Origin of the sequence: Pseudomonas sp. LS_2 (assembly GCF_042709235.1) — a bacterium.
Taxonomy (GTDB): Bacteria; Pseudomonadota; Gammaproteobacteria; order Pseudomonadales; family Pseudomonadaceae; genus Aquipseudomonas.
The window spans coordinates 58555-72684 of the sequence record NZ_JAVAYC010000013.1; the positions used below are offsets into that span (position 1 = coordinate 58555).

The 14130-nt window shown below is 63.0% G+C and carries 9 protein-coding genes and 2 pseudogenes; 6 read left to right on the forward strand and 5 right to left on the reverse strand.

Annotation, left to right across the window (positions count from 1 at the left end; translation table 11 throughout):
- Positions 1-106: 106 nt before the first annotated feature.
- The 4 genes from RAC97_RS13995 (at position 107) to RAC97_RS14010 (ending at position 6226) form a co-directional block, all read left to right on the forward strand.
- Positions 107-1417 (forward strand): aspartate aminotransferase family protein, encoded by a 1311-nt coding sequence (locus RAC97_RS13995; RefSeq protein ID WP_375099064.1) that lies wholly within the window; start codon positions 107-109, stop codon positions 1415-1417.
- A 55-nt stretch (positions 1418-1472) separates the two neighbouring features.
- Positions 1473-2993: an aldehyde dehydrogenase family protein gene (locus tag RAC97_RS14000; protein ID WP_375099065.1), complete on the forward strand. Its 1521-nt coding sequence runs from the start codon at positions 1473-1475 to the stop codon at positions 2991-2993.
- Positions 2994-3056: 63 nt separating this feature from the next.
- Positions 3057-4514, forward strand: coding sequence for an ethanolamine permease (gene eat, locus RAC97_RS14005; protein WP_375099137.1), 1458 nt, complete (start codon positions 3057-3059; stop codon positions 4512-4514).
- A gap of 89 nt (positions 4515-4603) precedes the next feature.
- Positions 4604-6226, forward strand: coding sequence for an acyl-CoA synthetase (locus tag RAC97_RS14010; protein WP_375099066.1), 1623 nt, complete (start codon positions 4604-4606; stop codon positions 6224-6226).
- Positions 6227-6271: 45 nt separating this feature from the next.
- On the opposite strand, the pseudogene RAC97_RS14015 reads toward RAC97_RS14010, so the two are convergent.
- Positions 6272-6652: pseudogene (locus RAC97_RS14015) on the reverse strand (SDR family NAD(P)-dependent oxidoreductase); the annotation flags it as partial.
- Positions 6653-7039: 387 nt separating this feature from the next.
- Here RAC97_RS14015 and RAC97_RS14020 point away from each other — a divergent pair.
- Positions 7040-7248, forward strand: a pseudogene (locus RAC97_RS14020) (hypothetical protein).
- 296 nt (positions 7249-7544) lie between these two features.
- On the opposite strand, the gene RAC97_RS14025 reads toward RAC97_RS14020, so the two are convergent.
- Together RAC97_RS14025 and RAC97_RS14030 are read right to left on the reverse strand one after the other, a co-directional pair.
- Complete coding sequence (locus RAC97_RS14025) at positions 7545-8141, reverse strand: NADPH-dependent F420 reductase (protein ID WP_375099067.1); 597 nt, start codon at positions 8139-8141, stop codon at positions 7545-7547.
- Between the two features lie 11 nt (positions 8142-8152).
- Positions 8153-8905 (reverse strand): 3-oxoacyl-ACP reductase family protein, encoded by a 753-nt coding sequence (locus tag RAC97_RS14030; protein WP_375099068.1) that lies wholly within the window; start codon positions 8903-8905, stop codon positions 8153-8155.
- Positions 8906-9015: 110 nt separating this feature from the next.
- Between RAC97_RS14030 and RAC97_RS14035 the strand changes: the two genes are divergently transcribed.
- Entirely contained in the window at positions 9016-9954 is a 939-nt protein-coding gene (locus tag RAC97_RS14035) for a LysR family transcriptional regulator (protein ID WP_375099138.1), read from the forward strand.
- A 96-nt stretch (positions 9955-10050) separates the two neighbouring features.
- Here the strand turns inward: RAC97_RS14035 and RAC97_RS14040 are convergent, their stop codons facing one another.
- Both RAC97_RS14040 and RAC97_RS14045 read right to left on the reverse strand, forming a co-directional pair.
- Complete coding sequence (locus RAC97_RS14040) at positions 10051-11667, reverse strand: PQQ-dependent sugar dehydrogenase (RefSeq protein ID WP_375099069.1); 1617 nt, start codon at positions 11665-11667, stop codon at positions 10051-10053.
- 46 nt (positions 11668-11713) lie between these two features.
- Positions 11714-14125, reverse strand: coding sequence for a TonB-dependent siderophore receptor (locus tag RAC97_RS14045; RefSeq protein WP_375099070.1), 2412 nt, complete (start codon positions 14123-14125; stop codon positions 11714-11716).
- Positions 14126-14130: the final 5 nt, after the last annotated feature.

Here is a 14130-nt window from a genome sequence, read left to right on the forward strand (position 1 = left end):
AAGGTCAAGTCAGGCGCAGAAACCGGCGGCACTATTTCCAACAAGCATCCGATATGCCGATGACGCTTCCCGTACTTCTTTCGCACGCCTAGCGAGGCCGGTCACCATGTTGAAAACCAACGCTTTTTCCGAGGAAAACAGTAACGCCCTGTCGCCGCGAACCCGCGAGATGATCGAGCGTCGGCGGCGTTTGCTCGGCCCAGGCTATCAATTGTTCTACCAGAACCCGCTGCACCTGGTGCGAGGTGAAGGCGTCTGGGTCTACGACGTCGACGGCCAGCGCTACCTCGACGTCTACAACAACGTACCGTCGGTTGGGCATTGCCATCCGCATGTCGTCGATGCCCTGTGCCGCCAGGCTCGCCTGCTCAACACGCACACCCGTTACCTGAACGACAACATCCTGGATTTTGCGGAAAAATTGCTCGGCACCATGCCTGCCGAATTGAGCCAGGCCACGTTCACCTGCACCGGTAGCGAAGCCAACGACCTGGCCGTGCGTATCGCCCGCGGATACACCGGCGGTACCGGTGTGATCGTCACCCAGTACGCCTACCACGGGCTTACCGCCAGTATTGCCGAGTTGTCTTCCTCGCAGTTCTCGCAGATCGCCGCGAGCCCTGACGTGCGCACGGTTGCGGCGCCAACCCACAACCCGCAGAACCCCGCAGAGGTCGGCCGACGCTTTGCCGCCGACGTGCGTGCGGCCCTGGCCGACATGCGGCGTCACGGCATCAAGCCAGCGGCGCTGTTGCTGGATTCGTTCTTCACCAGTGATGGTGCTTTCTTCGAGCCGCAGGGTTTCCTGCGCGAAGCTGTCGAGGCCGTGCGTGAGGCCGGCGGCCTGTACATAGCCGACGAAGTGCAGCCGGGCTATGGGCGCTCGGGTCGGCACATGTGGGGTTTCCAGTGCCATGGCCTGGTCCCGGATATCGTCACCCTGGGCAAGCCGATGGGCAACGGCCACCCCACCGCTGGTATCGCCATCAAGCCGCAGATCCTTGAGCATTTCGCCAACCAGTTCGGCTATTTCAACACCTTTGCCGGTAACCCGGTTTCCTGCGCTGTCGGTTTGGCAGTGCTGGAAGTTATCGAGCAGGAAAACCTCATCGCCAACGCCCGGGCGTCCGGCAGGTTGATGCTCGATGGGCTCGAGCACCTGGCCAAGCAATACCCGGTGATCGGTGATGTGCGCGGCATGGGGCTGTACCTGGGCGTCGACTTCACTACCCCGGACGGCGCGCCCGATGCCGAGAGCGCCGCCAAGGTGGTCAACGGCCTGCGCGAGGAAAAGGTGTTGATCGGCGCTGCCGGCCCCCACGTCAACACCCTGAAGATCCGCCCACCACTGGTATTCCAGCGTGAGCACGCGGAGATATTCCTGGGCAGTCTGCAGCGCGTGCTCGAGCGACTCTGACCGACGCAGCGGTACTGCGCTCGACAATCACAAGAACAATGTCACGGAGAACATCATGATCTACGCAAAACCCGGTGCACCCAATGCAGTCCTCACGCTCCAGCTGCGCTATGGCAACTTCATCGGCGGCGAATTCGTCGCGCCGGTCAACGGCCGGTACTTCACCAATACCAGCCCGGTCGATGGCTCGCTGATTGGCGAGTTCCCACGCTCGGGCAGCGAAGACATCGAGCTGGCCCTGGACGCCGCCCACGCCGCCGCCGACGCCTGGGGCAAGACCTCGGTGCAGGACCGTGCCCGGGTGCTGCTGGACATTGCCGACCGCATCGAAGCCAACCTCGAGCTGCTGGCCGTGGCCGAAACCTGGGACAACGGCAAGGCCGTTCGCGAAACCCTGAATGCCGACGTGCCCCTGGCTGCCGACCATTTCCGCTACTACGCCGGCTGCATCCGCGCCCAGGAAGGCAGCGCCGCCGACATCAACGAGCACACCGCCGCCTATCACTTCCATGAGCCGCTGGGTGTGATCGGCCAGATCATTCCGTGGAACTTCCCGCTGCTGATGGCCGCCTGGAAACTCGCGCCCGCACTGGCCGCTGGTAACTGCGTGATCTTGAAGCCCGCCGAGCAGACGCCCTTGTCGATCACGGTGTTGATGGACCTTATCGGCGACCTGCTGCCCGCCGGTGTACTCAACGTGGTGCAAGGCTATGGCCGCGAAGCCGGTGAGGCTCTGGCCACCAGCAAGCGCATCGCCAAGATTGCCTTTACCGGCTCCACTCCGGTGGGCTCGCACATTCTCAAGTGCGCCGCCGAGAACATCATTCCCTCGACCGTCGAGCTGGGCGGCAAGTCGCCAAACATTTTCTTCGAGGACATCATGAACGCCGAGCCGGCCTTTATCGAAAAGGCCGCCGAAGGCTTGGTGCTGGCGTTCTTCAACCAGGGCGAAGTGTGCACCTGCCCGTCGCGCGCACTGGTGCAGGAGTCGATCTACCCGCAGTTCATGGAAGTGGTGCTGAAGAAGATAAAGCAGATCAAGCGCGGCGACCCACTGGACACCGACACCATGGTCGGCGCCCAGGCCTCCCAGCAGCAGTTCGAGAAGATCCTGTCGTACATGGACATTGCCCGGGAGGAGGGCGCCGAACTGCTCACTGGCGGCAAGGTGGAGAAACTCGAAGGCTCGCTCGCCAGCGGCTACTACATCCAGCCGACGCTGCTCAAAGGCAACAACAAAATGCGCGTGTTCCAGGAGGAGATCTTCGGCCCGGTGGTCAGCGTCACCACCTTCAAGGACGAAGCCGAGGCCCTGGCGATTGCCAACGACACCGAGTTCGGCCTTGGCGCCGGCGTATGGACCCGCGACATCAACCGCGCCTACCGCATGGGCCGGGGCATCAAGGCCGGCCGCGTGTGGACCAACTGCTACCACCTGTACCCGGCCCATGCCGCGTTCGGTGGTTACAAGAAGTCCGGGGTAGGCCGTGAAACCCACAAGATGATGCTCGACCACTACCAGCAGACCAAGAACCTGCTGGTGAGCTACGACATCAACCCGTTGGGGTTCTTCTGAGTAATGCCCTAGCCGCTCCCTCATTCGCCCACGCTGTAGATAACGAGGACCTCGCTCATGTCCATACAAAAAGAACACGCAGCCAACTTCACGCCAGGTGTGCAGACGCAGAGCGTCGAGACGGAGAGTGTCGATGCGCAATACTTCCAGAACCGACAGCTGAAACAAGGCGCCGCAGGATGGGTGCTGTTGATTGGCCTGGGTGTCGCCTATGTCATCTCGGGCGACTTCGCCGGCTGGAACTTCGGCCTGGCCCAAGGCGGGTGGGGCGGGATGTTCCTCGCCACCTTGCTGATGGCCGCCATGTACCTGTGCATGTGCTTCTCCATGGCCGAGCTGTCGTCGATGATTCCCACCGCCGGTGGCGGCTACGGCTTCGTGCGCACGGCCTTCGGGCCTTGGGGCGGGTTCTTCGCGGGGGCGGCGATCCTGCTGGAGTACGCCATCGCGCCGGCTGCGATCGCGGTGTTCATCGGCGCCTATTGCCAGTCGCTGTTCGGGGTGGGCGGCTGGCCGGTGTACCTGGCGTTCTATACGGTGTTCATCGGTATCCATGTGCTCGGTGCGGGCGAGGCATTGAAGGTGATGTTCGTCATCACGGCGGTGGCGGCCATCGCCCTTGGCCTGTTCATCGTGGTGATGGTCCCGCATGTCGAGGTCGCCCACCTGTTCGATATTCCGGTGAGCGAAGCCAAGGGCGCCAGCAGCTTCCTGCCCTTTGGCTATGTCGGCATCTGGGCGGCGATTCCCTACGCGATGTGGCTGTTCCTCGCCGTAGAAGGTGTCGCCCTGGCTGCCGAGGAAACCAAGAACCCCACCCGCGATCTACCACGCGGCTTGATCGGCTCGATGCTGGTGCTGCTGGTCTTCGCTGCGTTGATTCTGCTGGTAGGGCCGGGGGCGGCGGGCGCCAAGGCGCTGATGGATTCCGGCAACCCGCTGGTAGCGGCGCTGGAAGCGGTTTATGGCGGCTCGAGCTGGATGAGCCAGTTCGTCAACCTGGTGGGCCTGGCCGGTCTGATTGCCAGCTTCTTCTCGGTGATCTATGCCTATTCGCGGCAGATCTTCGCCTTGTCGCGGGCCGGCTACCTGCCGCGCAAACTGTCGGTCACCAACCGCAACAAGGCGCCGGTGCATGCTCTGGTGGTGCCGGGCATCATCGGTTTCGGCCTGTCGCTGACGGGGCAGGGCGACCTGCTGATCCTGGTGGTGGTATTCGGCGCGACCTTGTCCTACGTGCTGATGATGGCGGCGCATATCGCCCTGCGTATCCGCCGCCCGGACATGCAGCGTCCGTATCGCACGCCGGGTGGCATCGCCACGTCGTCGTTCGCCTTGGTGCTGGCCGCAGTGGCCCTGGTCGCAGGCTTTCTGGTCGACCCGAAAGTGATGCTGGGCACGGCGGCCATCTATGCTCTGTTCATTGCCTACTTTGCGTTGTACAGCCGTCACCACCTGGTGTCCGGCACGCCCGAGGAAGAGTTCGCAGCTATCCAGAAAACCGAGGAAACGCCTCGTTAGAGGCTGTTCGAGACCTGAGTCAGAGCTAACAATCAGCCATTGAAGGCCACCCGCGCAGCGACCTGGGGGCCTTCCTACAGGGAACCCTTATGTCGATTTTCGAAACGGGCCTGGCGCCCTCGGCGGTCAACCATATGGCGCTGTCGCCGCTGAGCTTCATCGAGCGCACCGCGTCGGTCTACGGCCAGTATCCTGCGGTGATCCACGGTGAAGTTCGACGCAACTGGCAAGACACCTACGCGCGTTGCCGACGCCTGGCCAGCGCCCTCGATGCGCGAGGCATCGGCAAGGGCGACACGGTGGCGGTCATGCTGCCGAACATTCCGGCGATGCTCGAAGTGCACTTTGGCGCGCCGATGATCGGCGCGGTGCTCAACACGTTGAACGTGCGCCTGGATGCAGCGGCAATTGCCTTTATGCTCGAGCACGGCGAGGCGAAGGTGCTGATCACTGATCGCGAGTTCCACGTGGTGATCCGTGAAGCCTTGAGCCTGCTGCCCAATCCACCGCTGGTGGTCGATGTGGACGACCCGGAGTACGGCGCAGGTACTGCCGTCAGCGAGCTGGATTACGAAGCGCTGCTGGCCGAAGGCGACCCGGAATTTGCCTGGCAATGGCCGGAGGATGAGTGGCAGGCCATCTCGCTCAACTACACCTCGGGCACTACCGGCAACCCCAAGGGCGTGGTCTATCACCACCGCGGCGCCTACCTCAATGCGCTGGGCAACCAGATGACCTGGGCCATGGGCAACCACCCGGTGTACCTGTGGACGTTGCCAATGTTCCATTGCAATGGTTGGTGCTACCCGTGGACGGTCACTGCACTGGCCGGCACTCATGTGTTCCTGCGCCGTGTCGAGCCGCAAAAGGTGCTGAAGCTGATTCGCGAGCACCGCGTCAGCCACCTGTGCGGTGCGCCGATCGTGCTCAACGGCCTGGTCAATGTGCCCGAGTCCGACCGGGCGCTCATCGAGCACCCGGTCGATGCCATGGTGGCCGGTGCCGCGCCGCCAGCGAAGGTCATTGGTGCGGTCGAGGAAATGGGGATCAAGGTCACCCACGTGTACGGCCTGACCGAAGTCTACGGCCCGGTGACGGTGTGTGCGTGGCATGGTGAATGGGACGAACAACCGCTGGATGAGCGTGCGCGGATCAAGGCGCGCCAGGGTGTGCGCTACCCGACGCTGGAGGGGCTGATGGTGGCTGACCCGCAAACCTTGCAGCCGGTGCCGAGCGATGGGGAGACCCTCGGTGAGATCTTCATGCGCGGCAATACGGTAATGAAGGGCTATCTGAAAAACCCCGACGCCACCCGCGAGGCGTTTGCAGGCGGCTGGTTCCACACCGGCGACCTGGCGGTGCAGCACCCGGATGGGTACATCGAAATCAAGGATCGGCTCAAGGACATCATCATTTCCGGTGGCGAGAACATTTCCACCATCGAGGTCGAGGGGGTGCTCTATCGTCACCCGTCAGTGCTGGAAGCGGCGGTAGTCGCCCGGCCAGACGAGAAATGGGGGGAGGTGCCGTGTGCCTTCATCGCCCTTAAGGCGGGCTGCGCGGTCACGCGGGAAGAGGACATCATCGGCTTCTGCCGCGAGCACCTGGCGCGGTACAAGCTGCCCAAGACCGTGGTGTTCCGGGAATTGCCGAAAACATCGACCGGTAAGATCCAGAAATACCTGTTGCGCGATTGGGCCAAGGCGCTTTGATCAAGCCCTGGGGCTGAGCCTACATGGCCCAGCCCCGCGCGCCGATCAGATGATATAGCCGCCCGCGACTTCGATGTTCTGGGCGTTGATCCAGGCGCCTTCATCAGACAACAACATGCCGATGACGCGCGCCACATCCTCAGGTTCCCCCACACGCCCCAATGCCGTTTGAGAGGCCAGCAGCGCCTCGAACTCATCGTCCAAACCACCGCCCAGTTCGGTACGGATCGCCCCCGGCGACACGGAGTTGGCACGAATACGCCGCTCGCCAAACTCCTTGGCCATGTAGCGGGTGAGCACTTCGAGCCCGCCTTTGAATGACGCGTAGGGCGCGACACCGGCCGTTGCCACACGGGTGGTGGCGCTGGTCAGGTTGACGATGGAGGCGTTGACCTCCAGCAGCGGCAGCAAGGTTTGCGTGAGGAACCTTGCACAACCCGGCCCACCCAGCTAAATTCCCCCCGTCGCCGAAGCATCGGCGACGCGACCTTGGCCGGTCGGAATCGAAAGGCGCAGCAGCGCCCAGTCTTCATCGCAGGCGCTTTTTTTGTGCCCGCGATGTCGCGTTATGGCGGTGGTGCGCGGGACACCTTCGGGTGTGCCGGGCCCCTTTCGTCCCGGTCGGCCAACCCGCGTACTGCTGCCACCTCAACTTGCTTGGCCGCGAGCGGTGGCAGTTCCACAACGAAAGGAACTCATGCATGACCACCGCACCTCTGTTCAGAAGCCTTGCATTCGCTCGCCGCCCTTTGTTCTTGGCGGTGCCTGTCCTCACCTCATCGTGCTCAGTCTTTGCGCCAAGGCAGGTGCCTCATGACTGATCTTGAACGACTCACTGCCATCCAGAACTATGCGTGGACGCTTAAACTGTTGAGCGAAGCTTGGCGCAGCATGATGGAATGCTGGAGTGTGAGCACAATCCGCATCTGAGCTTTCGCAATACTGCTGGGATTCACCAGGCTATGCGCATTATCAGCCGTCTTGCCAGCGAGCAATGTGGCAAGTTGTTTGCTACAGGATGAGCCGCGCAGCACTCTTGAAGCCGGCTAGCGGCGTACCACTCGGTTGTGCACCGCCCTGAGCATGACAGCCAAGAGGAATTCAGCGGCGTACGCTTTCTGTCCTGAAAAAACGCCCGGCGCACTGCACTGGGCGTTTTCATAAAGGGGGAGATCGGGTCTTCGAGGTGGTACTGCAGAGTGCCTACTCTGCGTCGGGATGGGTCTGTAGCGAGTGGCTGTTTTCGACCCATAGCGGCCTGTCGTGGTGGGTAGATAACGGCCAGAAGCGGACGCCTCGAGCGCCCGCAGGTTGTGGGTCAACCGTGCTTCACCAGGTTAAGTGCTGGTAATGGCCCTCCGGGGAACTGCATCAGGCGCCCTTCGCTTAGGCCACCCAAGTCGATACCGGCGAACCCCAGTCGCTCAATCAACTGCGCAACCTCGACCTTGGCCTCGGCATCCTCGCCTGAGTAGAACAGCACCCTTCGGCCTCCCTCGGCCGATGGATCAACACCTAGCAGCGCCGGTTGCAGGTGGTTGAACGCCTTGACCAAGCGCGCTCCGGGAAGCATCCGCGCAACCACTTCGCTAGAGCTTTCGCCGCCCAGATCGAAGGGACGAAAAGTCGGTGCCTCGATGGGATTGTTGGCGTCGACCACAATGCGTCCATTCCAGGGAGACAGGTTTTCTAGCGCGGCGGGAATTTTCGACCAGTTCACCGCGAGAAAGACGATGTCAGCCTGGGCGGCTTGCTCCCGGCTTACCGCTATGACCTTCGGCCCCAATTCGTCAGCCAGGCTCTGCAAGCTGTCCGGGCCACGGCTATTGGCGATAGCAACTTCAATACCCGCCTTGCTCAGGGCGCGTGCGATGGCGCTGCCTATGGCGCCAGCACCGATGATTCCAATCTTCATGTCCTTTCTCCTCAGGCTGTGAAACCGCCGTCTACTAGCAGCTCGGCGCCGCTGACGAAGGCCGCCTCGGGGCTGGCCAGCCAGGCCACGGCAGCCGCGATATCGCGACCCTCGCCGTAGCGGCCGACGGCAATGTTGGGGCGGACGAAATCGGCTACAGGACCATCCGCCGGGTTCATGTCACTGTCGGTCGGGCCTGGATGCACGGTATTGACCGTGATGCCGCGCGGGCCGAGATCGCGCACCAGCCCGCGACTGAAACCGGCCAAGGCGCCCTTGGTCAGGGTGTAGGCCGAGGCGGTGGCGAAAGCGGCGTACTGCACCATGGAGCTGCCGATGTGGATGATGCGCCCGCCGCGCCCCATATGCTTGAGCGCCTCCTGAGTGGCGACGAACACGCCGGTCACATTCACCGCGAGAATGCGCTGGAAATCCTCGAAAGCGATCTCCTCCGGGGCGCCGAGTACGCTGATGCCGGCGTTATTGACCAGAATGTCTAGCTGACCGAAAGTGCCAACGACCTTCTGTACCGCGTTGCGTACCGCCTCCGGGTCGCCCGCATCGGCGGCAATAGCCATTGCCCTGCCACCGGCGGCAACTATCTCGCCGACCAGTGCCTCGGCCTTGGCCGGCGAGGCGTTGTAGGTGATGGCGACACTGGCTCCGTCGGCGGCCAGGCGTTTGGCGATGGCGGCGCCGATGCTGCGCGATCCGCCGGTCACCATGGCGACCTGGCCGTTCAGGGGAAGAGTGATAGGGTTCATGATGCTAACCTCGTTTGGGTGGTGGGTGTGCCCATGAAACACCTTTCGCTTTCCACGCAGTAGCGGGTAATGGCTAGAATTACCTTCAATCAATGATTGAAGGTTTAATGATGGAGACCCTAGCTAACTTGGAGTCTTTCGTGCGCAGCGCCGAGTGCGGCAGCTTCTCCGCCGCCGCACGTCGCTTGGGCCTAACGCCAGCGGCCATTAGCCGCAACGTGGCTCAGCTGGAAAGCAACCTCGGCGTGCGCCTGTTTCAGCGCAGCACCCGCCGCCTGACCCTGACTGAAGCCGGTGAACGATTTCTCGGCAATGTGTGCGGCGGGCTTGAAAGCATCCAGGCGGCAATTGCCGATCTCAGCAGTAGCGCCGGCGCCCCGGCTGGGGTGCTGCGCCTGTCGGCGGCTCCGGCCTTTGGGCGCGACTATCTGCTACCCCTGATGCCCGATTTCCTGGCCCGCTACCCGGCAGTGACGCCGGAATGGCATTTCGATAACCGCCAGGTAGAGTTGATCACCGATGGTTTTGATGCAGCTATTGGCGGCGGCATCGAATTGACGCCTGGCGTAGTGGCGCGCGAACTGGCGCCAGCGCATTTGGTAATGGTTGCTTCGCCAGCCTACTTAGCTGGAAGGCCAGCACTACGTCAGCCATGGCAGCTCGGCGAAATCGACCACTTGGGCATGAGATCGGCTCAGAGCGGCAAGGTACGCAGCTGGATGCTTCAGAACCCCAAAGGTGAGCGAGCACCGCTAGAGTTACGCCCAAGGATGCTAGTAAACGATCCTCAAGCACTATGTCAGAGCGCGTTACTCGGGCTAGGCGTGGCCCTGCTTGCCGTGCCTGATGTGATAAAGCATCTACAAAACGGTGCGCTGCTACGTGTCTTGCCGGACTGGTATGTCGATGCAGGCCCCATCTCGATCTACTTTGCCAGCCAGAAGCTGTTACCGGCCAAGACACGGGCGTTCATCGATCACCTGATCGAGCTTTCCCGTGATCAGAAGTGGGGAATACGGTTTGATGCGAGGCTTGTGGCGAATGGCTAATGTCCGCTTTTCTCTGTCAGGAGTGAAGGGCAGCTATGGGTCGAAAGTGGACATTCACGACCGGCCTCCGACGACGAAAGTAGACAGAGCGGCCCTTCAATTAGCCATGTGCGGTGGAACCAGCCGTAACAGCTTGGCATGGACCCCATCGGTAACCACATAGATCGCCCCGTCCGGCGCCACCTTGACGTCTCTCATTCGCTCGTCCAACTCAGCCAAAAGCAGTTGTTCCCCAACAACCTGGCGCCCATCTCGCAACACCCGGCGCACGGCCCGCTCCTTCAGCGCCGGAACCAGCAAATCCCCGCGCCAATCCGGAAACAACGCACCGTCATAAACCGCCAGGCCAGCCGGTGCGATGGAGGGCGTCCACTCCAGGATGGCGTCGCGATAGCCCTCCAGCTGGCGGAACGGCGTCACCCGCGCAAACGGGTAGTCGATGCCATCCGTAACAACCGGCCATCCATAGTTGCCGCCAGGCTCGATCCGATTGATTTCATCCCCACCCCGCGCACCATGTTCGCTGAGCAGCAACTCCCCCGTCGCCGGATCGACCGCAATGCCCTGCGGGTTGCGATGCCCCAGGCTGTAGATCTCGGGTGCAGCGCCAGGATGCTGCAAGAAGGGGTTGTCCGCTGGTGCCCGACCTTCACGGTCCAGCCTGACGACAGTCCCAAGGTGGTTGGCCAGGTTCTGTGCCTCTTCACGACGCGCACTGCCGTCCCCCAACGAGAGCACCAGCGTGCCATCTCGCAGAAAAGCGATACGTCCACCGTTGTTTCCGGCACTCGGTTTCAACGTGGAGCTGAACAGCACGCGCACATCTTCGAGCCTGTCATCCACCCACCTGGCCCGCACCAGCCGCGTGCCGTTGGCGCCCGGCTCGCCGTAAGCCATGGTCAGGTAGAGCAGGCTATTGCTTTCGAACTGAGGGTCCAGCGCAACCTCCATCAGCCCGGCGATTGCACGCAGTCGGAAGATCGGCGGCAGCCCATCCAGCGCGATCTGCGATGTCGAACCGTCGGGTGCAATGGCCAGCAAACGGCCCGCCATTTCGGTGACGAGCGCGCGGCCATCCGGTAGAAACGCCACCGACCACGGACGGTTCAGGCCCGTCAGGACGGTCTGGACCTCATAGCTGGTAGGGTCGACCGGCGCGGGCTTGTCACCTGCCGGGGGCGCCATCCAGAGAAACAGCGCAATGGGCGCCACGATCAGCGCGCCGGATATCGCTGCGTAACGCCGACCGGCCGTATCAGCCACCCGGCGCTTGGGCGATGTCATGGCGGCGTACAGCAGCCCGCCGACAACTCCCGTCGCAGACATCAGCACATGACCGAACTGCTCGCGGGTACCCGGCATCGCGGGCATCGGAATCACCGAGCGCATCAGCCAGAAGAGCACCCACAGGGCAACCATCGAGGCGACCGGGAAGAGGACGGTTCGCCAGCGCGAGGCAGACGGTGCTTGGCCAATGATGAGGTGCGTTAGCACAAACGCAGGTAACAGCGCGGCAATGGCCATACCCATCATGACCGGCCCGAACCGCGCCAGGTCTTCCAGTGTCATCCATAGCCGAATCGAAGCCGTGACCGGAGCCTCCAGCTCGATGAGCGTGCCAAGCACGAGCTGGGTCTGAGTGATACTGGCAACAGCGCCGGTCGCCAAGACGGCGACCAGCAACGCGGCGATATATCGATTCAGGGACTTCATCCGGTGACTTCTCTGCATTCGGGAAGCCACCATCATGCCCGCTACATCAGAACGCGTACACCAGCGTCGCCGTGGCACTGCGCGGCGTGCCGTACCAGCCGCGCGAACCGATCGCGGTGTAGTACTTCTCGTCGAACAGGTTGTTGACGTTCAAGGTCACACTGGTCTGCGGGGTGAAGGCGTACTGCGCCATCGCATCGACCACGCTGTAGGCGCCCTGGGTGAACTTCTCGCCGTTGGGGCCGGCGTTTTTGTAGTACTCCGAACCCTGCCAGCGCACGCCGCCGCCGATCTTCAACTGCGGCAGCGATTGCAGGCGGTAGGTGGTGTAGAGCTTGAGCGTATCGCGCGGCACTTCCGAGAGCAGGCGCTCGTCGTCCGAGTCCTTGGCCACGGCGTAGGTGTAGCTGGTCGAGACCTGCCAGTCCCGCAGGACCTCGCCGGCGGCTTCCACTTCGAAACCGCGGGTCTTGGTGCCGGATTCCGCGCGGTAGGCCTGGTTGCCGTCCGGGGCCAGGTTGCTGCCGTCGGCCACGGCCAGGTTGTCCTGGCGCACTTCGAACACGCTGAAGGCGGTGGTCAGGCGCTTGTCCCAGAACTCGCCCTTCAGACCCAGCTCGTAGTTCACGCCTTCTTCAGGGTCGAGGTAGCTGCCGCTCACATCCTTGTTGCTTTGGGGCTTGAAGATGGTGGTGTAGCTGGCGTAGGCCGACCAGTTGTCGTCGAGGTCGTAGATCAGCCCCACGTAGGGCGTGACCACGCCGGTTTCGCTGCGCGAGTTGCGGCTGGTGGCGTCGGTGGCGAGGGTGGTGGAGGTTTCGTCGCGTTTCCAGTCGATCAGGCGAGCGCCGGTAATCAACGACAGGTCGTCGGCCAGGCTCCAGCGCACCGAGGCCACCAGGCCATCCTGGGTTTCATCCAGGGCGTCTTCCGACGATTTGGTGTGAATGGCATCCGGCACCGCCAGCGAACCGTCCCACGTGTAGATATTGTCGATGGTCTGGAACGACCACAGCGGGTAACCGGGGTTGCGGTAGTAGGCGCGGTAATGGCTGGCGCCCAGGTACAACTGGTGCTCGCGCGACAACAGCTCGAACGGGCCGCTCGCCGAGAAGTCGAACGAGGTCTGCCGGGGTTCGCCGGCCCAGCGGCCGGTCCAGGTACTGACGCCGCTGCCATCAGGGTTGACGGTGCCGCTGGCGGCGGTGGCGAAGGCGTCGTCGTAGCTGCGGCGGTTGTGCTCGGCGTTGAACTTGAGCTGCCAGCCATTATCCAGCTGGTGCTCGAGGGTGGTGAACACGGTCTTGGTGCGGCGCTTGTGGTAGCTCCAGTCCGAGGCCGAGTTGAACGAGCGCGATGGCTTGAAGTGGCTGCCATCGGAATTGAACATTGGGAAACCGTGGTTGCCGGCGCCGTCGTTGTCCATTTCCTGGTACTCCGCGCCTACGGTGAGCATCGTGCTGTCGGTGAGGTCCCATTCCAGCACGCCATAGACCACCTGCTTTTCCAGGGACTGGCGGTCGACATGGCTTTGGCTGTCGGTGGCCGAGGCGACGAAGCGCCCGCGTACGTTGCCGCTTTGCGAGAGCTTGCCGGACACATCCAGTTCGGTGCGGTAGTTGTCCCAGGAGCCGGCCTTGAGGGTCAGCTTGCGCTGGGTTTCCAGGGTGGGTTTCTTGCGGATCAGGTTGATGGTCGCGCCGGGGTCGCCGGTGCCGGACATCAGCCCCGTGGCGCCGCGCACCACCTCCACCCGGTCGTACGACACCATGTCGGCGAGGTCGTCGCGAAAGCCATAGGTATCGGGGCGATTGATACCGTCGACCTGGATGCTGCCGACCTCGAAGCCGCGCACGTAGATATGGTTGGCGTCGCTACCGGCCGGGCCCATGCTGTCGACCACGACACCCGGGGTTTGCTCGAGCACCTGGGCCACGTCCGTGAGGTTCTGGTCTTCGATCTGCTGGCGGGTGACCACGCTGACCGACTGCGGCGTCTCGCGTGCCGAGAGGCGCAGGCCGGTGGCGGTGTTGGCCGAGCCCGTGGTGTAGCTGCCGGTGCCTTCGCTGGTGCTGCCCAGGCCGATGGCGGTGACGCTGGTGGCACCCAGTTCCAGGCCAGCGCCGGTTTGTACCTTGGTCAGCACATAGCGCTTGTCGCCTGCCGGCAGCACCTGCAAACCGGTACCCCACAGCAACTGGGCGAAGCCTTGCTCCAGCTCGAAGCTGCCGTGCAGACCGGATGATTGCAGCCCTCGGGTTTCCTGGTTGCCGAAGCTGATGGTCACGCCGCTGGCGGCAGCGAACTGGCTGATCGCCGAGGCCAGGCTGCCGGCCGGGATGTCGTAGCGCTGCGGGGCGGCCCAGGCGGTAGAGGTCGCCAGGGTAGCGCTGCAAAGGCTGAGCGCTAGGGTCGCCTGGCGAATGCTGCTGGCAAGCGAGGTACGGCGTGCGGACATGAACA

Excerpts from the sequence above, each read along its gene's own strand:
- RAC97_RS13995 (WP_375099064.1), top strand. The coding sequence starts at position 107 with ATGTTGAAAACCAACGCTTTTTCCGAGGAAAACAGTAACGCCCTGTCG.
- RAC97_RS14000 (WP_375099065.1), top strand. The coding sequence starts at position 1,473 with ATGATCTACGCAAAACCCGGTGCACCCAATGCAGTCCTCACGCTCCAG.
- RAC97_RS14010 (WP_375099066.1), top strand. The coding sequence starts at position 4,604 with ATGTCGATTTTCGAAACGGGCCTGGCGCCCTCGGCGGTCAACCATATG.
- RAC97_RS14025 (WP_375099067.1), bottom strand. The coding sequence starts at position 8,141 with ATGAAGATTGGAATCATCGGTGCTGGCGCCATAGGCAGCGCCATCGCA.
- RAC97_RS14030 (WP_375099068.1), bottom strand. The coding sequence starts at position 8,905 with ATGAACCCTATCACTCTTCCCCTGAACGGCCAGGTCGCCATGGTGACC.
- RAC97_RS14035 (WP_375099138.1), top strand. The coding sequence starts at position 9,016 with ATGGAGACCCTAGCTAACTTGGAGTCTTTCGTGCGCAGCGCCGAGTGC.
- RAC97_RS14040 (WP_375099069.1), bottom strand. The coding sequence starts at position 11,667 with ATGAAGTCCCTGAATCGATATATCGCCGCGTTGCTGGTCGCCGTCTTG.
- RAC97_RS14045 (WP_375099070.1), bottom strand. The coding sequence starts at position 14,125 with ATGTCCGCACGCCGTACCTCGCTTGCCAGCAGCATTCGCCAGGCGACC.